Origin of the sequence: Luteibaculum oceani (assembly GCF_007995015.1) — a bacterium.
In the GTDB taxonomy this organism is placed as follows: domain Bacteria; phylum Bacteroidota; class Bacteroidia; order Flavobacteriales_D; family Luteibaculaceae; genus Luteibaculum; species Luteibaculum oceani.
The window spans coordinates 31406-52413 of sequence record NZ_VORB01000004.1 but is presented as its reverse complement, the minus strand read 5'-3'; the positions used below and the strand labels follow the sequence as shown (position 1 = coordinate 52413).

The following is a 21008-nucleotide window of genomic DNA, read 5'->3' as shown; positions in this document are numbered from 1 at the left end:
CTTTATTTAACTTTTATCTCTGTTTTGCTTGGATTTGTGACTTTTAAGATCGCCGGAAAAAATCTCGTATTTATATAGCATACATTCCAGTCCTCCATTAAATACGGTATGTTTCTTCGATGGCCGCAAAGCAATATTCTTCATGGCTTCCCGGTTAGAAGAAATCACGTAAACTTTTTTACCCGTAAAATTCTTTTTAAACGAGTCGCCCATAGCCTGGTAAAGGTCCAGAATATTCTGTGGGTTCAAACGGTGGTCGTAGGGCGGGTTAACAACTACCAAACCATTCTCGTCATCTGTAATGAGTGGATTTCTTATGTCTGATCGGTAGTATTTTATATCGTGTTCCACACCTGCGTTTTCTGCATTTCTTCTTGCAGCATCCAGCACGCGGCGATCGATATCTGAGGCGTTTATTTTAAAGTTTACAGCTCCATCAATTTGGTTTCGTAACTCTCTTTTGGCGGCAACAAAATCATCCTTAACAAAATCTGGCCAATGCTCAATCCCGAAGAATCTACGGTCCAGATTAGGTGCAATGTTGCGTTTTATCATGGCAGCTTCAATTCCGAATGTACCCGCACCACACATGGGGTCCCACAGGGTGTCGTATTTTTTCCAGCCTGCCTTTAATAGAATTCCAGCGGCCAAGCACTCATTAATTGGAGCTTTGCCCGTTTCCTGTCGGTAGGACCTTTTAAATAATGGCTCGTTGCAGGTGTTTAGCAATACCCTTACCTTATCCTGATTAATGTGAACGTGCACAATAAGCTGGGGATTGTCGAAGTCTACGCTTGGTCTTTTATCGAAGCGATCTCTAAAATAGTCTGCAATGGCGTCTTTGGTTTTTAACGCTACAAACTTGCTATGGGTGAACAGATCACCGGAGCAGACAGATTCAACTTTAAAAGTTCCGTCGACATCTAAATGCTTATCCCAATTTCGAGACATAATACCTTGGTACAATTCCTCTGGATTGCTGGCTTGAAATTGGTATAGTTCCTTAAGCACAAAATGGGCAGATCTAATGCCCATTAAAATTTTATAAAGTGTTTTTGGTTCTGCTGAAAATGCAACTGCCCTTTTAATTGGTTCTATATCTGTTGCTCCAAACTCTTCGAGTTCTTCCGCAACCACATCTTCTAATCCGAAGAAGGTTTTTGCAATCCAATGCGATTTATGCGCCATATTTATCCACCTGCCTTTTTGGCTTTATATCCCTTTTTTATTAAATAATTTACGATTGCGTCTCTCTTATCCCCTTGTATAATAATTTCTCCATCCTTAGCGGAGCCGCCCGTTCCACACGCTTGTTTTATTTCCTTAGCTAACTGCTTTAAATCGTCTGCGCTACCCACAAACCCTTTTACAATGGAAGCTTCTTTTCCGGCTCTTTGTTTCTTGTCTATCCACACTTTAAGCTGTTGCTCCGATGGAGGAAGTGTTTCTTCCTCTTCGTGATCGTCGTGGTCGTAATCAAAATCTGGATTTGTAGAGTAAACTACATTTACGCGGTTCTTTTTGCTTTTACCCATTTTTTAAATCTTTCTCAATTCTTTCTAATTGATGTCTGTGGTGGGCCCAGTGATTAGCCATAAACCTGTAGACATCATTTATTTCCATCCACCCTATGTAGGGGTGCTTGAATACGGTTTTACCAAATATATTAGAAGGTACTTTGTTAAGAAATTCATCGTGCTGACTATGTAGCCGATCGAACTTAGATTTTAACTCTTCTAGGCTAGTGTCATTTTTAGGGTCGGGAAGTTTCGATGGGGCTTTTGCTTTTCTCTTCGATTTTAAAAACCGCTGCAAAAGATAAGCTCTAAATCTATTTTTGAAATTAACCTTTCCCAATTCATCCGACTTGCCCAAAGATTTTTCCAGGAAATTTATGGTGCCCTTTTCGGTCATGTACAAATGGTTTAAAACCTGTATAGCAGACCATTTACTTTCACTTGTTTCTCTTTGAAGATCGATGTCTTGAAACTCTGATAATCGGTCTAAATCCTCAATTTGCATAAGGGTTAGCTTATTATGGATTTTTGAAAGCTTGTTAGCGCCCATTGGATAATTTATTGAGCAGGTTTTCAATCTCCGGATAGTTGCCGGGTTCTTGTAAACTCTGCGTTATGTATTGTTTTTCTTTTTGACTTAAATGCCAGGAAAGGGAAATCTTATCTTTTCTAGAACGCTGCAAGGTAATGATAACTGTTTCAGCCTTGATTTTACTTCCACTTGTAAATTGTTTCCAAATTTGATCCTGGTTGAAATTATGGACATTAAAAATATTTCCATAAACCGTCTCTAAGGGAGATATTAGTTTTTTGAGGAAGGTGGAATTGATGTTTTTATTTACCGATGCCACTTTTTGTAAATCCCTCATTTGAAGAAATATTACTCCGGAAGTATTTCTCGCTATCCAGTCTTCGAATTCAGATGCAAATGCAATGGAGGTGGTGAGCCCGTAATTATCTCTCAACCCGGCATCTATAACATCTATTCCTGGGTAAGTAGGAAGGGTTACCGAAGGTAGGATGTAGGGAAAGGTTGAACTCATCCGTAAGGCCGATGTAAATTTTAAATCCAAAGGTTGACTGGCCGCGAGTAAATGTGCCATTTCAATGTTTTCCAGCAGAGGACGAGACTCCTCATCGGGATTTGTCGTAAGGTAACCTACGGGGTTACTAGCGATTAATAATTTCCGAGCATCGTTAACAATAGACGGGGTAATAATCATCATGGGGATCTCCGCCTTTCGTTCAGGCATTGTGTAATCTCCCATCCGTTTGTCTAGAAAGTAATTGGTGTTTTCGTTAAAGGCTTTCTCAAATGCATAGCCTCGGTCTTTAACGTAAGAAAAGTCGTTGTCTTTAATTCTTTGATATCGAATGAACAAGTCATTTGTTACCAAGCTAAAGGCAATAGGGTTTAGAATATCTTTCCCCAATTTCGGGTAATAATTCAAGGGGGCTTGGATGTCATGTCCTTGTTGGGTTCTTAGTTTAATCTCTCTGAAATATGATTGCCCCAGCATCCCTCCTGATGAACCGGTGATTAAAACAACGTGATCGTAGAAAGCACCCTGAGTAACACTATCCAAATAATTTAGGAGTTTAAAATTCCATAGCGCAGAACGCATCCCGCCTCCACTAGAATTAAGCAGGATCATTTTAGGCTTACGCTTTCCGTATTTTTTACGAATCTTATCCTTCCAATTATTAAGCATCTCTAGGGTTATCGCCCTGTCCTGCTCACGCTTCTCTTCATCTGGGAATCCAGAACGTACATATTCGTTGTATGGAGTTCTACTGTCATAGTTCAATCCAAATCCTCTACTCTCTTTGTTTAGTATGTTGGTTTCGGAAGATGCCGAATTGATAATAAGCACCAGGAGTATAATAACCGAAATGGTCCATCCTTTAAACCAAGAGTACAATGCGCTAATAATCATTAATAACATGGTAAAAAGAAGGAATAAACTTGCGGCTGCTGGAATCATAAAAAGCGCATACTCTCTTAAAGACCCAATTACCAAAAACGATATAATTACAATGATTTCGAAGATGGATGCGTTTATGTGATTTTGAGCTAAAATCTTAGCAATAATCTCATTGTTATAATGAATGCTATCTCTTGCTAATCCTACTTTTAAAAAACTTTTAAGGTAGGTCTCAACCCTCCAGGTTCTTCTGTTTTGCCTTAAATTCTGCCAACGCTGATTTTCTTTCTTTAAGCTCTTTTTGTCTTTTATTAAACCAAAGCCTTCAGAAAGTCCTTTTCTAGCTTTCACAAATCGAAAGACATCTTTATTGGTAGAGAGAAAGTAGGCGAAGGAAATGAGGCAGAAAAGAAATAATCCGCCAATAAAACCAAGTAAATTAAAGAATACCTTGTCTCCAGGAATTAACTCTTTGTTTAATTGATAATCTGCTGAATAGTAGCAGTAATAGATTACAAATAGGAGTGGGATTATAAAATTGTTGATGGAAAACTTAAGAAAGGGGCGAGACAGTGAGGCAATAAATGGGAATCTAAAGCCATGCATTATATAGCTATAAAGGTTAAAGGCCATTATAAATCCGCCTGCGGAAAATCCTAAAATGGCAAAGGCGATATAGTTGTTTTCCCCTAAATATTCTGGGTACAAGAATAAAATGGATACCCCGTATTTGGTTGCTAAATTTCCAGATAAATAGGCGAAAATTATAATCCAACTAAAAAGTAAAAGATGATTCTTTTTGATGTGAAGAATCATCAATTGGAAAGGGAAAAAATAGAAAAACCTAAGTAGCCTCTCTCGTATGGAAATTCTCGTTAATGCCATTAAGTTTTTCGGTTAATAAAATCGCCAACTAAATATGATGCAGCCTTTGCACTCTGGTTGTTTTCGTCCGGAATTGCTTCGGTGATATTAAGGTAACAGATTCTTTTGTCGCCTGCAAGATACTGGATTAAATTTCTCATTGTCCTCAATGAAAATCCATAGGGGCTTTGGGCGCTTGATTTTATATTTTCAATGCCATCCATATCAATTTCTATCCCCAACTTTCGGTTTGATTTTAATTTTACCTCTATCCACTGATTTAGAAATTCTTCGGAGGCACCGATCGGAATGTCTTCGAGATACAAAGTTGCTATCTTTTTAGCATCCATGGTATCTATTAAATATTGGCTGTTGTAGTTTTTGTGGAGTCCCGCCACGCAGTAATAATCCAAAAAACCTGACTCCATGGCTAAAGAAAAGCTGTTTCCCGAATGTCTTCCTTCCTGGGTATTTCTAAAGTCGCTGTGCGCATCAAAGTTAAGTGCCTGAATGGCGTTGTTAAAAGCTACGGCTGCTCCTTTAATAAGTGGGAAAGCATTGTTATGACCGCCTCCTACCAAAATTGGGATTTTGTTTTGCTTGTAGACATCTTTAAGGATGGTCCACAAAATTTCATCCATTTTCTCAACCCCTTGGCGCAATTCTGAGAGGCTATAGGTGGAGCTTTTTGAAATCTTTAAATTTTTGGCAAAATCAACACAGCCAAGCACTGCCACTTCCTTGCCATTTAGGAACTGGTTTGATTGAAAATTACACCAAGTAGTAAGAAAAGCATCGAAAAAGTCCTTCGCCCCTGGCTTGCCCAAGTTGGCTCTGGGTCCAAAATCCTCCCGCACACCTACAATTACATATTTCAATTGATCGGAAGTCATCTCATCTCGCCAATCTCTACCCAACCAGATGAAATCTTCTCCTAATTTGGTTTCGCCCTGTCTGGGTTTTATATAATCTCCTTTGTTTAGGTGCTCTAACATTATTTGTATTCTTTTCCGTTGATGAAGACCTTGTCGATATTGTTTTCTCCGAATGAATACGGGATATATGCTAAATTCTTAACGGGTTTGGTGATAATGAAATTTGCCTTCTTACCAACGCTAATACTACCCACTTCCTTGTCTAACTCCATAGCTTTTGCACCGTTTATTGTAAGCGCTGCCAAAGCTTCGGTAGGAAGTAGCTTCATTTTAACACATGCTAAGGAAAATACGAAGTTCATATTTCCACTGGGTGTAGATCCTGGGTTAAAATCACTTGCAATGGCAAGGGGTATATTCTCCGAAATTAATTTTTTCCCATCGGTGTAGTCTAGCCCCAAGAAAAAAGAACAGGAGGGGAGTCCAACCGCCATAGTTGAGCTATTTTTTAATGCGGCTATGTCTTTATCGGTTAGAATTTCCAGGTGGTCTACACTTATAGCGCCCTTTTTGCAGCAAAGTTCTACACCGCCCATGGCATTAAATTGGTTAACGTGAATTTTTGCTTTAAGACCGTATTTGGCACCTGCATCAATAACGCGTTCAGTCTGTTCGGCTGTAAAATATCCCTTCTCGCAAAAGGCATCTATGTAATCTGCTAGTTTCTCTTCGGCTACAGCGGGTAGCATTTCGTTTATGATTAAGTCAACATAGGCATCTGGTTTTTCTTTGTATTCGGGTGGAATGGCATGAGCGCCTAGGAATGTAGTCTTAATGGGTATAGGCATTTCTTTCTGAAGCCGCTTAGCCACACGCAACATCTTTAGTTCTGCATCTTTCGTAAGGCCGTATCCACTTTTTATTTCTATGGCACCGGTACCTAACTTAATGAGTTTATCTAACCGCTGTTTTGCCTCCTGGAAAAGTGTGTCTTCATCTTTTTGTTGAAGTGCTTTTGCAGAGTTTAAAATACCGCCACCTCTCTGGGCAATTTCCTCGTAGCTAAGTCCCTTTATTCTATCCTCGAATTCTTCTTCTCGAGAATTTGCAAAAACCATGTGGGTATGGCTATCACAGTAGGTGGGATATATAATTTGGTTGTCCGCGTCTATAATTTCTAGGTTGTTCCAATCGGTTATGCCTTCCCAGTCCTCCATAAGGCCATAACCTACTATGTGATCGCCTTCTACTGCTAAGTATGCATTTTCAAGGAAGGGTAGGTCCTTCATCTTTGATCCTACTAGGGGGGCAGCTATATTTTCATCGGCGAGATAAAGTGCCTTGATATTCTTTATAAGTACCTTGGTTTGCTCCATAATCGCGAATATATCTCATTAGGAAATTACTACCTGCTCTGATCTTAATAGAATTCTATTTTTGCAGCTATAGCCAAAAATTTATGTGGAAAAAATACAAGAAGAGTCCTCTTCATATTAAAATCATAGCCGGTTTAGTTGCGGGAATCATATTTGCAGTTGTAAGTAGTGCATTGGGAATTAGTCAGTTTACGGTAGACTGGATAGATCCTTTTGGAACCATATTTATCCGTGCACTTAAAATGATAGCAGTACCTCTTGTGTTGTTCTCCATTATAAAAGGGATAACAGGTTTGCACGATGTTAGCAAACTGGGGCGACTGGGATTAAAGACCATTCTAATATATCTCGTTACTACGGTAACCGCTGTTTCTATAGGTTTAGCCTTAGTAAATACTGTACAACCAGGTAAGTTGGTGGATGAAAATCAGCGTATCGAAAATAGGCGAGCCTATGAGAATTGGGTTGCGCAAAAAGATGGTGTTGAACTTATAGATGGCGAGCAAAAAGTAGCTTCAGAATCTGGAGAAGCGGTGGAGTCTAAACCTGCATCTGGTCCAGATTTAAGTGATAAAATGGAGCAGGCTAAGAAACAAAAGGAGGCTGGCCCTCTTCAATTTTTGGTAGATATGGTTCCTGGAAACTTGTTCCTGTCACTGTCTAATAATGGCTTGATGTTACAGGTGATTTGCTTCGCCTTATTTTTTGGGGTTTGCCTTTTATCCATAGAGAAAAAATATGCCAAACCGGTAATAGATTTTGTGGATGGAATGAATGAGGTGTTTTTAAAGATGGTGGATGTTATCATGAAAGCAGCACCCTTTTTTGTATTTGCCTTGTTAGCTGGAGTGGTCTCTAAAATGGCTGGCGATGACCCCGGAAAGGTTATTGAAATTTTCAAAGGATTGGGATGGTACTCCTTAACGGTAGTTGTAGGTTTAGCAGCCATGGTATTTGGAATTTACCCCTTGGTTTTAACTTCCTTAAAAAAGAAAATGTCCTACAAGAAGTTCTTTAAAGCTCTTGGGCCTGCACAGATGTTAGCTTTTTCAACTAGCTCAAGTGCTGCCACGCTTCCTGTAACAATGGAATGTGTAAATGAGAATTTAAAGGTTCCTAAATCTATAAGCAGTTTTGTACTTCCTATTGGAGCAACCGTAAATATGGATGGTACCTCTTTGTACCAAGCTGTGGCAGTAATTTTCCTTGCTCAGTTTCACATGGTAGATTTAACCTTAGGCCAGCAGCTTATGATAATTCTAACGGCAACTTTAGCATCTATTGGGTCTGCTGCGGTTCCGAGTGCAGGGTTGATAATGTTAATAATTGTTTTGGAAAGCGTTGGCTTGAATCCAGCCTGGATTGCCATTATTTTCCCAGTTGATAGGATTCTAGACATGTGTAGAACGGTAGTGAACGTAACAGGAGATGCAACGGTTTCTACAATCATTGCACAAAGCGAAGGCGAATTGGCGAAAGATTGATTTTGCTTATTAACTTTAAGGCCGCTAACTCCGAACCCTATGAGAAAAGTCTTTATTGCCCTACTAATACTATTGGTTCTTTTTGGAACCATGGTTATTGCTGTTCCCGTTATTTTTAAGGATAAGTTGGTAACGCTAATTACCAATGAAGCGAATAAAAATCTTGATGCGGTTGTAAAAATTGAAGATTTTAAGGTTAGCATTATTAAAAGCTTCCCAGATCTTACGGTTTCACTTGTAAACTTCGACGTTTCAGGTAGGGGAGAGTTTCAAGGGGTTTCCCTGGTGAATGGCAAAGACTGTTCTATTACTGTAGATATTTTCAAATTGCTTGGGGGAGATGCTGTTCAGGTAAAAAGCGTCAATCTAACCCAGCCTAATCTTTACGTATTTATTACCGAGGAAGGTAAAGCCAATTATGATATTGCAATAGATGGTGGCACGGAGGAAACATCTGATGCTGCATCTGGCGATTCAGATTTAAAAATTTCCCTTCAGGGATGGACTGTATCAGACGCAAGTGTGGTGTACGATGATCGTTCCTTAGGTTTTTATACAGATATCCAGGGATTAGAAAATGAAGGAAAAGGTGATTTTACCTTAAGTCAATTTATTCTGGAAACCAAGGCAAAAGCCAAGGAATTTACCCTTGCTTATGAAGGGGTTTCATATATAAGTCGTGTGGCGTTGGATTTAACGGCACAGATGGATATGGATTTGGATAAAATGTTTTTTGGGTTTCGCCAAAATCAAATCCAGCTTAACGATCTAAAGCTTTCCGTAAATGGTAGTGTGGCAATGCCAGATGATGATATTAAACTGGATTTAGCCACATCATCAAGCCAATCTAATCTTAAACATCTTATTTCCATCCTACCCGGCGTTTTTATGGAAGGCTATGAAAACATAAAGGTTGATGGAGTTTTTGATTTGGATGCTAAGGTTAAAGGTATTTACAATGACAACACCTATCCTGGTCTGGATATTGCTTTAAATGTAAAAGATGGAAGCATTAATTACCCAGAATTGCCTTCATCAGTAGAACGGATTTCTCTCAAGAGTAAGGTGCATTCTGAAGGAGGGGCGGATTTGGATAATCTGGTCGTGGATTTGGCCAATTTTCATGCTGAAATCGCAAACAATCCGGTGGACCTATCACTTCTAATTACTAATCCTATTTCAGATCCACATATAGATGGGAAGCTTTACACAAAACTAAACCTAAATGAACTCGCGAATGCCGTTCCAATGAAGGGATACGATCTTAAGGGGAAGTTTGCGGCTAATCTAGTAATGAAGGGAAAAATGTCTTCATTGGAAATGCAGCGTTACGAAGATTTTCAGGCTTCGGGTAATATAGCTGCACAGGGAATTTCACTAAGCGGAGATAGTGTTCCTAGTCCTGTTAAACTCGACACCGCTCGTATGGAGTTAAGTCCCAAGTTTATTGCGCTTAACGTGTTAAAAGCCGAGCTGGAAGGGAATAAATTAGAGGCAAATGGTCGTCTTGAAAATTACATGGGTTACATGTTCAAGGATCAAGATTTGAAAGGGAAAATGCTGCTAAAAAGTGATTTAGTAAATCTAAATGCTTTTATGACAGAGGAGGAAGCAGGGCCAATTACTTCTGCGGAGACTGCCGAAGTCGAAGAATCTATGGGGCATTTGGAGGTTCCAGGCAATATAGATTTTACGCTGGAAAGTGATATAAAGGAGCTGCTATATGAAGATTTGATTGTAAACGATTTTAAAGGGATCGTTTTGGTTAAGAATAAAACGTTGAGTTTTCAGAATGTAAAAGCCAAAGCGTTAGGCGGAGAAATGTTGGTAAATGGAACCTATAGCACCGCTGATGAGAAGCCTATGGTAGCCATGTCGTTTAAAGTTGAGGGGCTGGATATTAATAAAACAGCAACCACTTTTAATACTGTTGAGAAGTTGGCTCCGATTGCCAAAAATGCAACAGGGAAATTTAACGCGGCATTTTCCATAAGTGGTGCTTTAGACGAAAATATGAGCCCGGCTTGGGAAAGCTTTATGGGCGATGGAAAAGTTGGAACCAAAAATGTTTTCTTCGAGAATTTTGAGCCTATCAATAGGTTGGCATCAAAGTTAAGTTGGGATCGTTTATCCAAGCAAAAGATAGCGGATACCGATGTGCAATTTGAAATTAAGGAGGGTAAGGTTTTTGTAAAACCAGTGGAAACTAAAATTGGTGATATCCCAACTCGAATAGCCGGATATACCGCCATAACTCAGGAGATCGATTATACCTTTAATATGCGCATCCCAAAAGAGAAACTTGGAGACGCGGCTATTTCGGCCTTAAGTAATTTAAGCAATAAGTTAGGAGGAGCTTCAACCTTAGGAGAGACTATAAATTTAGATGTTTTCTTTACTAACACAGTTTCCGATCCCAAGGTAAGAACCAATTTTGCTGGGATGGCTAGCGATCTTAAAAATCAGGTTAAAAAAGAGCTTACCAATAAGGTTAACGAGAAAAAAGACGAGTTAGAGGAAGAGGCAAAAAGAAAGCTGGAAGAGCAAAAAGCTAAAGCTCAAAAGGAAGCTGAAGAAGCAAAAAGAAAATTGGAGGAAGAAAAGCGCCGTTTAGAGGAGGAAGCGAAACGCAAGGCGGAAGAGGAAAAAAATAGACTTAAGGAAGAGGCCAAGAATAAGCTTAGAGACGCATTGAAGAGACCGTAATATATTGATATTGAGAACATTTATAGCAAGAAGTATCCTGTTTGGGGTACTTCTTTTTTTAGGAAATATTATTGCCGCACAGGAAACTTGTGATGCGCCAGAGGGTAGCAGAAAAATAAGGTCTTTGGTGGAAGAGGTAATGGATACCACCAAAAACTCGGAGGAACGACTCAGTGCAGCCATAGCGCTAAAACGAGAACTTCCAGAATCTAAGTGGGCATTGTACCAAAAAACCGAGCTGCAATACTGGAGAAATTGGTCTTATCAAAAGCCGGTTGAGGTTCTCGAAGATGAATTGTTGGAAATTATCGAAACCTGCATTGATCAATTTCCTTTATCTTATTACTATCTAGGGAATATCGCCTATTTAAAGGGTAACCCGGAAGAGGCAAAGAGCAGATATCAGGAATTTATTAAGTACTCAAGAGGTGCAGAAAATGTGCCCTTAATTCGTTTGCGGGAGGCCAAGGAGAGTATAGGGGTCCTGGATTTTCAAGCGAAAGTAGACGAGGAAGCTTTTGAAATAAAAATCTACCCATTGGCAGGGGTCAATACGGCAGATCAGGAATACTTGCCAGCCATATCTCCCGACAATAGAACCATGTTTTTTACCAAAAAATTTCCAGAGAAATTGCTTGGCGAATTTAGAACCGTTGAGACGGAAAAATTAATGTCTGCTTCAAGAATGGGCGTGGAAAATGAATTTTTTCAATTGTCTGAAATGGAACACCCATTTAATTCTGGAAAGGGAAACTATGGTGGTTTGGCAACTGAATTAACGGGTAAGGAAATTTTTCTAACCATTTGTAATAGAAGTAAGTCTGGCTATGCCAACTGCGATATCTTTCGATCCGAAAAGCGTATTTCGGCAATAGAAGATGGTAGGGTGTATTACTATTGGGAAGAGTTTGATACCCTGGGTACTCAAATTAACCATCCTGAGCAATGGGAGTCTCAACCCACTATTTCTGCGGATGGTTTAACCATGTTATATTCTAAATACAGTGATTATACCAATGGAATTGATATCTACATCTCGAAAAGAGATAGCATTGGTGGAATTTGGTCAGATGGTAAACCGCTAGGCGGAAAGGTTAATACCGCAGGAAATGAAAAAGCACCTTTCCTTCACCCAGATGGCGAAACATTATACTTTTCCTCCGATGGTCATATGGGACTAGGTGGATACGATTTATTTGTATCCAGGCTAAAAGATGGCATTTGGGAAAAGCCTAGAAATCTGGGGAAACCAATCAATACCGAAAAGGATGAACATGGTTTAATTGTTAGTACCGATGGAAAATATGCCTATTTCGCAAGTAATACCATCAACTCAAGGGGAGATTATGATATTATGACCTTTGAGCTTCCCGATGCGTTAAGGCCAGAGGAAATTGTGGTATACAAAGGGTTTGTTGATAACCCTACGGACGGAGCAACAATGGAACTTTCAACGGTAGATGGTAAGAAAATTAAGGACATAAACGTGTCATCCGGTGATGGAATGTTTGCCACCATTGTAAAAAAGAAAGATTTAAAAGATCCTATAGTTGCTACCGTTAAAAAGAAGGGGTATGCGTTTACTTCAGAACTAGTGGATTTAGAAAATGAAAAAGCTGGATTAATAGACAGTAAGAAGCTAGGCCTTAAGGAAATTCAAACCGATGAGCCCTATCGAATTAATGATATAAATTTTAGTTCCAACTCTTACGAATTAACTCGCTCTGCTAAGTCTGTTCTAATGCAGTTCGCCGAGTTTTTAAAAATCAACCCATCGTACAGTGTAGATATTCAGGGACACACCGATAATATTGGTGGAGCAGCCGCAAATAAGGAGTTATCCATTAACAGAGCTTTGGCGGTAAAGAAGTATTTAATTAGCCTAGGAATTAAAGCCAATCGCCTTGGACATGTAGGTTTCGGTCAAGAACAACCCCTTGAGAGTAACGAAACCGAAGAGGGCAGGGCTAAAAACCGTAGAACAGAATTTGTTTTAAGACAACGATAGCTAGTACTAGTTTTAACGCTAGCTACAAGCATCTTTAAGTATATTTGAACGTCAATTAGTCGACCACAATTACATTTTATGAGGTTTATACTTGCTACCATTCTATTTTGCTTTTCTGTAACTGTATTTGGGCAACTTGATGCTTGGAAGTGGCGAAAGCAAATTAAGATTGAAAACAAGAGCAATTCAGAAGACATAGAGCAGTCTCCTGTTTTTTTTGTTTTAAACGGCGCTGATTTAGAAGCAGCCGGAAAAATAAGAAGCGATTACGGTGATTTAAGAGTTTCCATCGATTGTGATGGAGATTCACTTTTAAATTACTGGATTGAAAATCCTACTGGAGGAAATAATACCATAGTTTGGGCATATTATCCAGATACAATCCGAGCTCGTTCGGAAATTACCTTGTATGTATTTTACGGGAATAGCGCAGCAACATCCGCTGAAGATTTCGATGCAACTTTCCCAACACAGGCTATTTACGATGAAGATGGAACCCTACCAGATGTTACGGATGTAGACTGGTTTGAGGTGCAACCTGGTGTAACCTTAACGGGAGCTAGTGCAACTATCGTTTACAACATAACAGCAGCTCGTGTTAAAATCGACGGTACCATAGACTTAACAGGATTAGGGGAGCAACAATCTGTTGTAGCGCCTGCAAATGGAACTGGAACTGGAGGTGATGGTTTCGGTGGAGGTGGTGGAGGTTATGGAGCCGATGGTGCTCCAGGCTTCGATGCAGATAATGCTGGAGATCCAGGTGCTCCAGGAACTGCTCAGGGAGATAGAAAAGCTGTAAGCCTTGATACCGCACACGCTGGTGGAAATGGATTTGTTGGAATTGCCGATCCACTTGGAATGGGTAACGACCAACAAGAGCCCACCTTCGCAGGTGGAAATGGAGGAGGAGCGATTAGAATTAGAGCCGCCTTTATTTCTATAAATGAACTTATTGTCGACGGAGCCAACGGAGAAGGAGCCAACCAAGGTGGCGCGGGTATCCCTGCGGGTACGGCATTTGGAGGAAATCCACCCAATGGATCTGGAGGTGGTGGAGCCGGAGGTGGAGCATTGCTACAAGCCGCTTTAATTGATATTACTGGCGACCTTAGTGCCGATGGAGGTGATGGGGGAGAAGTACCAGGAACTTCCGAAGGAACCGGAGGTGGAGGTGGAGGTGGAAGAGTTAAAATCTTCTCTGATACTTTAAATATTTCAGGATTGGTTTCCGCTTATGGTGGGTTAGGTGGTCTTTTAGGAAATGGACAGCAAGGAACCCCTCCAAATAATGGAGATACGGGTACGGTTTATATCGATTCGGCTACCATCCACGCTGCACCAGTACCCACCGAAATTTTTGATACCAGAAATGGGGTTGATTTCATAGATGCTATGGCTCCCAATTATGTGGAATGTAGAGGAGTTAACATAGATTTTACAACGTCGAAGAACTTTGCAAATTACCAGTACTTTATCAATAATGAATTGGTTCAAAGCTCAGGTTCCAACGTAATGTCGGTTGATACTTTTTCGGTAGATCCAACAATTCACGTTATCGCTACCGCCGGTGTTTGTATCAATTATTCGGATACCATTGTTCCAGATATTCTAACTGGGCCCTATTCTGAGTTTTTTCCAGCTGGATTTAACCTTACCTATAATTTTCAAAACCTCTCTAAGGACGCAACTTCATACTTATGGGATTTTGGAGACGGTTCAACAAGCACCCAATTCGAGCCCACCTATAAATACGGGCAGCCAGATACAGTTACTGCTTGTTTAACTGCGTTCAACCCTGGTTTGCAATGCCAAAGTCATATCTCATGTCAGGAAATCATTATTGAGTGTAATCCACCAAGACCTGGATTTACTAATTCTAATAATGGATTGAGAGTGAATTTTCTTGACCTTTCAGATTTTACCACAACCTGGTTATGGGATTTTGGAGATGGAAACACCTCTACACAAAAATCTCCTGTGCACGAATATATTTCCCCAGGAACATACACGGTTACAGTTACATACAAGAATGAATGTGGTACCGTAACTTTTTCGAAAAACATTACCGTTGATTGTAACTTTAATGCATCCTTCACCTCCCAGAAGATAGGAAACACCTTAGAAGTAAAGTTTACCAATACTACTCCTGGTGCCCATACTACAAACTGGGAGTTTGGAGATGGAACGCAAACCACGGGAGGAAAGACGGTGTCGCACAAGTACATAGCTTCGGGTTCGTATAATGTGTGTATGACATCCATATCCCAGTGTGGAGCCACGGTTGATTGTCAGTTATTAAGTTTCTCTTGTAACAAACCATCTGTGGATTTCACCTTTACCACCCAGGATACCAATGCAACCTTTACAAGCACGGTTACGGGTAATTTAGGAGATATTACTTGGGATTTTGGAGATGGAACTACAACCAATATTTTAAATCCAACCCATGCTTACGAGGAAGATGGAGTTTACAATGTATGTTTAACTGCACAAAATGATTGTGGTAGAGTAACCCGTTGTAAAGAAGTAGCAGCTACCTGCGATGACCCAGCTGCCTCTTTCGATTTTGTTACAAGCGATGGTTACACCTATTCTTTTGGAGACTCTTCGCTTAACGCAGTAAAATGGAGATGGGAACTAGGACCTGATCGCGTTGTGAGTAATCAGCAGCATCCTACTTACACCTACAGAAATGATACTACCCGATCTTATGTGGTTTGTCTAACGATATTTAATACCTGTGGAGAAAGCGACAGAGTATGTAAAACCATTAATGTAAAGTGCTTGAAACCTACGGTTGGATTTACCTACACCATTGATGATACTACCGTTACTTTTACTAGTTCGGTTAAAAATCAAATTGGTGGAGTTAACTGGACCTTTGGAGATGGAGGCAAAAGCAATCACGTTAATCCAGTTTATAGCTATTCGGGAGAAGGGGAATACGAGGTTTGTATAACGGCGACAAATAAATGCGCAACCGTCTCGCACTGTGAAACGGTGGTTATTTCTTGTAATGATCCAGTGGCAAGGTTTAACAAGTCTACCGCTGATGGTTTTAACTACAGCTTTAGAGATTCTTCTATAAATGCAGAGCAGTGGTTCTGGGATTTTGGAATAGCAGGGGAAACAAGTACGCTAAGAAATCCAACTTATTCCTACAAAGCAGATAGCACGGCAAGATATCGAGCATGCTTAACGGTTTTCAACGGGTGTGGTGAGGCAAAAACCAATTGTCAATTTATTTTCGTTACCGATAGCACTACTGTTGGTATAGACCTGTTTGAATTGGGGATGCTCGAGGTTTATCCCAACCCGAATAACGGTCGAATTACGCTAAATAATATTGGAGAAATTACCGGAGATCTTCAGTTGAGAAATGTTCTAGGACAAATCGTAAGAAGGCGTGCGGTATCTGGTGAAAGCAATGTGGAACTTGAGTTTTATGATCAACCAGAAGGTGTATATCTTGTAGACATTATTGCTGAAAATGGGGCTCGTGGAATATTGCGAATTGTAAAACAATGAGATTAGCCGTTTTACTTTTGTTCTTTGCCTTTGGACTTATTTCTTGTGAGAAGGAGGTAAAAGATTGCCCAGCGGAGCGTTGCAGTCTAAAACCCGATGCGGGACCCTGTGAAGCTGCGATTAAAAAGTATTACTACAGCAGGGAGCGAAATAAATGCCTAGAATTTACTTGGGGTGGATGTAAGGGGACGGTTCCGTTTAATACCCTTGCCGATTGCCAAGGCGCTTGTTTGTGTAAAGATTGATGGATTCCATCCGCTATGTTTATTTGTAAATAACTTAGTGGATTGCACCAATAAAAAAGGCCACACTTCGGTGTGGCCTTTTTCATTTAGTATAGAAAATTTTAATGTCCTTGCTCTGCTAGGTAACGTTCTGCATCTAATGCAGCCATACATCCAGTTCCCGCTGCAGTTACAGCCTGACGGTAAACTTTATCGGCGGCATCTCCAGAGACAAAAACACCAGGAATTTTGGTTTTTGCTGTTCCAGGAGTCACTTTCAAGTATCCTTGCTCATCCATATCTAACCAACCTTTAAATATGTCGGTATTGGGTTTGTGACCAATGGCAACGAAGAATCCGGTAACCGTAATATCTCTTTCTTCTTTGGTTTTGTTGTTTATTACACGTACACCTTCTACGGCGTCTTTTCCAAGAACTTCAACCGTTTCGGTATTCCAAAGAATTTCAATGTTCTCCATGTTCATTACGCGATGCTGCATAGCTTTAGAAGCTCTCATCTCGTCTCTACGAACAATCATGTAAACCTTTTTACAAAGCTTCGCTAAATAGCTTGCTTCCTCACAAGCAGTATCTCCAGCACCTACAATTGCTACCTCTTGGTTTCTGTAAAAGAATCCGTCGCAAACAGCACAGGCAGAAACACCACCACCAGCATCTCTTAGTCTGATTTCAGACTCCAATCCTAACCATTTAGCGGAAGCCCCGGTGGAAATAATGATAGTGTCTGCTGTAATTTCGTGCTTTTCATCTACCCAAACTTTGTGCTTAGGACCGGTAAAGTCTACTTTAGTAACATAACCATTTCTTACTTCGGCATCGAAACGCTCAGCCTGAGCTTTAAGATCTATCATCATTTGAGGTCCTGTAACCCCTTGTGGGTATCCAGGGAAGTTATCAACTTCGGTGGTTTCAGTTAACTGGCCACCTGGTTGAAGCCCTTCTATCATCATGGGTTTAAGGTCTGCTCTTGCGGCATAAATAGCTGCAGTATATCCTGCGGGTCCCGATCCAATAATTAGGCAAGGGGTATGTGTTCTTTCGCTCATTCCAGAAAAAAATTTTGGCAAATGTAAGGCTTAGCGATGATAATTTATTCTAAATCGACTGCGACCAGCGTATCGGTGGCTACACCGTAACCCACCCATACTCCCAATCCCCCATCTACATTGGTTTTTATGTTGGTTGGGGTTGCAAATGGACTTCCTGTATTTCCTATTGCGGTGTAATAAGATCTAAAGTATTGAAAGGCACTTTCGTCAATGGTTGTGAATTTTACCAAAATGGTGTCGCCTTCTTTAAAATATCCTGCTTCTATGTCTTGATCATCGTTTTTAGTGGAACCTGGATAAGTTCCTCTATTATATACAAAGTCAAAGCTTAATCCATCAAAGAATTCATCCTCAAATGCCGATCCAAATGGGGCAATTGGGAAAGGGTCCTTAGTTTCGCCCTTATTTGGGCCGTAGGTATATTGATTGATTCGCTGTGCAAACCAGCGGTAGGCGTTGTACTTATTAGCAGGATCGGAAAGCGTAGCCCAAATAAAACCCAAGCTATCTCTTGCGCCATCTTTTTTATACCACAAAGAGTCTAAAGCAACGGGTGGAGGAATTTGCGTTTTCGATTTAATAAACTGCCCCCTAGCATTTATAAGTAACTCGTAACGACTATTTATTTTTCCTCTTGCGCGTTGGTCCAGACTGGTGTATATGCATATATCAGACTCCGGGTTTGCTAAAAATTCTAACCCACTTTGCCTTGCCAAAATGATGCGCAGCGTATCGGGTAGGTCTCCCGAGCAAAAAGATCTTAATGGAATGGTATCCCCTTCATTAATCACCATTCTAACCTTTGCATCGTTAATTATGGTTTTCGAAACAGACTCTACATCTACAGGTTGGAAAAAGGCTTGACTTTCTGACAGCAGTAAGATGGGTAATCCGCCATCCTCTATTTGACCTTCCACCACAATCTTGGTTGGATCTGGAGGCAAATCCACAAAAATTTCCTTCTCACAGGATAGTAGCAGTGTGGCTACCAAAGCGTATTTTAAAATGCGAAATTCCATGTAACTGAAGGTAATATTGGAAATAGTGAAACCTGTTTAGCTGTTAATTTTAAATCGTTTGAACCCAATGTTCCCTCTGCATCGAAATAAAGGAAATAGGGGTTTTGGCGTGAATAAACATTGTATAATGAGAATACCCACCAAGATTGATACTTGCGATTTTCGTTTTTCTTAGGTCTAAGCGTGGCACTAATATCGAAGCGGTGATAATTGGGCATTCTAAAGCTATTTCGATCTTTATATACACCTAGTACCCTACCATCTAAAAAGCTGAAATATCGGGTGGTAGGAAGGCTAATAGCATTGCCCGTTCCAAAAACAAAGTTTGCGCCGAAAGTCCATTTTTTGCTGGCTTGATAGGTTGCCGCTAAAGAAAGGTCATGGGTCCTATCATATTTAGCGGGAAAGGATCTTCCCTCATTTAGTTCCTCAAAAATTCTCCGTGTTCTGCTCCAAGTGTAGCCAATCCATCCATTAAATTTCCCTGCTTTTTTCTTGAAGTAAAATTCCACACCATAGGAGTACCCTTTCCCTTGGATTAATTGGTTGTCTACATTGTCGTTGAGGTTATCTTCTGGGTTAACATTGTCTTTGTACTCCACCAAGTTTTTCATGCTTTTGTAGTAAGTCTCTATGGAAAATTGAGACTGAATAGCGGATAGTTCATGGAAGTAACCCAAGGCGTATTGTTGTCCGTTTTGCGGTTTAATTCTGCTAGTTGAGGGTATCCAGATGTCTGTTGGCAGCGAAACTGGTGATATGGAAGCCAGGTGGAGATACTGATAATTTTGCGTGAAAGAGGCTTTAAGTGCAGAGTTTTCGGTTAAGCTGTATTTAGCTGCCAACCTTGGTTCTAGGCCATCGTAGGTTTTAATTATGTACCCCTTGCCAAATCTTCTTATGATAGGTAGTTCGTTTTCACCTCGTTGATCGTACCGTATATAGGGTCCTAAGTGTTGGAAAAGGGAATATCTCAATCCGATATTTACCGTAAAAATTGGGGAAATAATCCACTCATCCTGGATGTATGCGGCATACTGATTGGAGTGTAGGTAATTCTTTTCTCCGGTATCGAAATCCGTTTCTCCAGAACTTGCCTCTGCAAAAGATGGCAGGTATTTGTTTCTACTTAATTGAACGCCAAATTTTACCAAATGATTTGAATTTGGAAGGAAAGTCCAGTCCGAACCAAGACTGTAATCATTTATCTCAGAGGAAACGCCAATAACGAATTGGTCGAACTGAGACTGAAGAGCAAACTGGTATTGATCGTAATAAGCATAAAAGTCTGCATTAAGCTTATTGGAGAATTTTCTATTGTAAATCCCTTGAAGAACAAGGTTGCCCCACGGTATTCTTAAACTGATGTCCGATCCTTTATTAAGGAACTTGAAAACATCATCACCCAAGTAAAAACCCACTTTTACCTGGTCATTATCGCTGAGTTTAGCACTTATCTGAGCGTTGAGGTCGTAAAAATAGTAGGCCGAACCCTTTGCCTGAGAATCGTCGGGAATGAAGGGAGCCGCTAAAGCATCAATGTAGGTTCTTCGTCCGGTAATTAAATAGGATACTTTATCCTTTAGAATAGGGCCCGAAGCATAAAGTCGGCTTGCAACCAAGCCAATGCCTCCACCAAATTCGTGCTTATTAAAGTTCCCGTTTTTAGTTGGAATTTCTAACACACTGGCCAGCCTATTCCCAAATCGAGCCGGCATACCACCTTTTATTAAAGTTGGATCGCCTATGGCTTGATGATTAAATATGGAAAACAGTCCTAAAAGGTGGGAAGCGTTATACACAGGGGCTTTATCCAGAAGGATTAAATTTTGATCGGGCCCTCCACCGCGAACGTAAAATCCTGAATTTCCTTCACCTGCCGATTGAACACCAGGTAACAATTGTATGCTTTTTAAAATATCCACTTCACCCAAAAATGAAGGGAGTTCTTCGATTTGCTGTAAGCTCATCGTTTGAGTACTCATTTGGGTGCCACGCGTAAGATCGCTTTTGGCTCCAGTGATTACTACTTCATCAGTAGTTATTGCACTCTCCTTTAGTTTAATATTTACGGTGCTTGGCTTAGGAACCCATACACAGATACTTTTGTATCCAATATATCGGAAACAAAGACTATCGGGACCGTTGAACTTAATCTTAAAATTTCCTACTTCATTACTGATACTACCTTTATTCGATGATTTCCAGAACACATTGGCTCCAATCAATTTGCCCTGAGGTCCAGATATAGAACCCACAACGTACTCCTGACCCCATGATACATCGGGTATGGCCAATAAAATTACAATGAGGTACAGTAGTAGTCGGATCAAGATTAAGGAGTTTGCCTAATGATAACGACTAATTTACCTCACAGTTTTTAGCCATGGATAAAATAGATGTTAAGCC

Annotated in this window: 14 protein-coding genes; 5 read left to right on the top strand and 9 right to left on the bottom strand. The window is 40.3% G+C overall.

All coding sequences use genetic code 11. From position 1 onward, the window contains the following. Window positions 1-6: 6 nt before the first annotated feature. Genes FRX97_RS04960 through hutI form a run of 6 tightly spaced genes read right to left on the bottom strand, consistent with a single transcriptional unit; the run spans window position 7 to window position 6557 of the window. Entirely contained in the window at window positions 7-1188 is a 1182-nt protein-coding gene (locus FRX97_RS04960; RefSeq protein ID WP_147014029.1) for a THUMP domain-containing class I SAM-dependent RNA methyltransferase, read from the bottom strand. A gap of 2 nt (window positions 1189-1190) precedes the next feature. Then, complete coding sequence (locus tag FRX97_RS04955) at window positions 1191-1535, bottom strand: translation initiation factor (protein WP_147014027.1); 345 nt, start codon at window positions 1533-1535, stop codon at window positions 1191-1193. Beyond that, window positions 1528-2067, bottom strand: coding sequence for a DinB family protein (locus FRX97_RS04950; protein WP_147014025.1), 540 nt, complete (start codon window positions 2065-2067; stop codon window positions 1528-1530). Before FRX97_RS04950 ends, FRX97_RS04955 begins: the two co-directional genes overlap by 8 nt. Continuing rightward, a complete protein-coding gene (locus FRX97_RS04945) occupies window positions 2057-4327 on the bottom strand; it encodes a patatin-like phospholipase domain-containing protein (protein ID WP_170227026.1) in 2271 nt (756 codons plus the stop codon). The genes FRX97_RS04950 and FRX97_RS04945 overlap by 11 nt, the downstream gene beginning before the upstream one ends. Then, window positions 4327-5301: a formimidoylglutamase gene (locus tag FRX97_RS04940; RefSeq protein ID WP_147014021.1), complete on the bottom strand. Its 975-nt coding sequence runs from the start codon at window positions 5299-5301 to the stop codon at window positions 4327-4329. The genes FRX97_RS04945 and FRX97_RS04940 overlap by 1 nt, the downstream gene beginning before the upstream one ends. Then, complete coding sequence (gene hutI, locus FRX97_RS04935; RefSeq protein ID WP_147014019.1) at window positions 5301-6557, bottom strand: imidazolonepropionase; 1257 nt, start codon at window positions 6555-6557, stop codon at window positions 5301-5303. Before hutI ends, FRX97_RS04940 begins: the two co-directional genes overlap by 1 nt. Window positions 6558-6640: 83 nt before the next feature. Between hutI and FRX97_RS04930 the strand changes: the two genes are divergently transcribed. The 5 genes from FRX97_RS04930 to FRX97_RS04910 all read left to right on the top strand — a co-directional run bounded on the left by FRX97_RS04930 (window position 6641) and on the right by FRX97_RS04910 (window position 16531). Next, complete coding sequence (locus FRX97_RS04930) at window positions 6641-8041, top strand: dicarboxylate/amino acid:cation symporter (RefSeq protein ID WP_147014017.1); 1401 nt, start codon at window positions 6641-6643, stop codon at window positions 8039-8041. A gap of 39 nt (window positions 8042-8080) precedes the next feature. Beyond that, window positions 8081-10747, top strand: coding sequence for an AsmA-like C-terminal region-containing protein (locus tag FRX97_RS04925; protein WP_147014015.1), 2667 nt, complete (start codon window positions 8081-8083; stop codon window positions 10745-10747). Between the two features lie 10 nt (window positions 10748-10757). Continuing rightward, on the top strand, window positions 10758-12755 hold the full coding sequence (locus tag FRX97_RS04920) for an OmpA family protein (RefSeq protein WP_147014013.1): 1998 nt from the start codon (window positions 10758-10760) through the stop codon (window positions 12753-12755). 78 nt (window positions 12756-12833) lie between these two features. Then, complete coding sequence (locus FRX97_RS12425) at window positions 12834-16286, top strand: DUF2341 domain-containing protein (RefSeq protein ID WP_147014011.1); 3453 nt, start codon at window positions 12834-12836, stop codon at window positions 16284-16286. Further along, window positions 16283-16531, top strand: a complete 249-nt coding sequence (locus FRX97_RS04910) for a BPTI/Kunitz-type proteinase inhibitor domain-containing protein (protein ID WP_147014009.1) — start codon at window positions 16283-16285, stop codon at window positions 16529-16531. The genes FRX97_RS12425 and FRX97_RS04910 overlap by 4 nt, the downstream gene beginning before the upstream one ends. Before the next feature lie 101 nt (window positions 16532-16632). Here the strand turns inward: FRX97_RS04910 and trxB are convergent, their stop codons facing one another. The 3 genes from trxB to FRX97_RS04895 are packed head-to-tail and all read right to left on the bottom strand — an operon-like array spanning window position 16633 to window position 20932. After that, complete coding sequence (gene trxB, locus FRX97_RS04905) at window positions 16633-17577, bottom strand: thioredoxin-disulfide reductase (RefSeq protein ID WP_147014007.1); 945 nt, start codon at window positions 17575-17577, stop codon at window positions 16633-16635. 44 nt (window positions 17578-17621) lie between these two features. After that, window positions 17622-18599 carry a DUF4249 domain-containing protein gene (locus FRX97_RS04900; protein ID WP_147014005.1) on the bottom strand — a complete coding sequence of 326 codons (978 nt, stop codon included), beginning with the start codon at window positions 18597-18599 and terminating at the stop codon, window positions 17622-17624. Next, window positions 18581-20932: a TonB-dependent receptor gene (locus tag FRX97_RS04895; RefSeq protein WP_147014003.1), complete on the bottom strand. Its 2352-nt coding sequence runs from the start codon at window positions 20930-20932 to the stop codon at window positions 18581-18583. Before FRX97_RS04895 ends, FRX97_RS04900 begins: the two co-directional genes overlap by 19 nt. Window positions 20933-21008: the final 76 nt, after the last annotated feature.

Coding starts and splice junctions, on each gene's coding strand:
- FRX97_RS04960 (WP_147014029.1), bottom strand. CDS start 1,188: ATGGCGCATAAATCGCATTGGATTGCAAAAACCTTCTTCGGATTAGAA.
- FRX97_RS04955 (WP_147014027.1), bottom strand. CDS start 1,535: ATGGGTAAAAGCAAAAAGAACCGCGTAAATGTAGTTTACTCTACAAAT.
- FRX97_RS04950 (WP_147014025.1), bottom strand. CDS start 2,067: ATGGGCGCTAACAAGCTTTCAAAAATCCATAATAAGCTAACCCTTATG.
- FRX97_RS04945 (WP_170227026.1), bottom strand. CDS start 4,327: ATGGCATTAACGAGAATTTCCATACGAGAGAGGCTACTTAGGTTTTTC.
- FRX97_RS04940 (WP_147014021.1), bottom strand. CDS start 5,301: ATGTTAGAGCACCTAAACAAAGGAGATTATATAAAACCCAGACAGGGC.
- hutI (WP_147014019.1), bottom strand. CDS start 6,557: ATGGAGCAAACCAAGGTACTTATAAAGAATATCAAGGCACTTTATCTC.
- FRX97_RS04930 (WP_147014017.1), top strand. CDS start 6,641: ATGTGGAAAAAATACAAGAAGAGTCCTCTTCATATTAAAATCATAGCC.
- FRX97_RS04925 (WP_147014015.1), top strand. CDS start 8,081: ATGAGAAAAGTCTTTATTGCCCTACTAATACTATTGGTTCTTTTTGGA.
- FRX97_RS12425 (WP_147014011.1), top strand. CDS start 12,834: ATGAGGTTTATACTTGCTACCATTCTATTTTGCTTTTCTGTAACTGTA.
- FRX97_RS04910 (WP_147014009.1), top strand. CDS start 16,283: ATGAGATTAGCCGTTTTACTTTTGTTCTTTGCCTTTGGACTTATTTCT.
- trxB (WP_147014007.1), bottom strand. CDS start 17,577: ATGAGCGAAAGAACACATACCCCTTGCCTAATTATTGGATCGGGACCC.
- FRX97_RS04900 (WP_147014005.1), bottom strand. CDS start 18,599: ATGGAATTTCGCATTTTAAAATACGCTTTGGTAGCCACACTGCTACTA.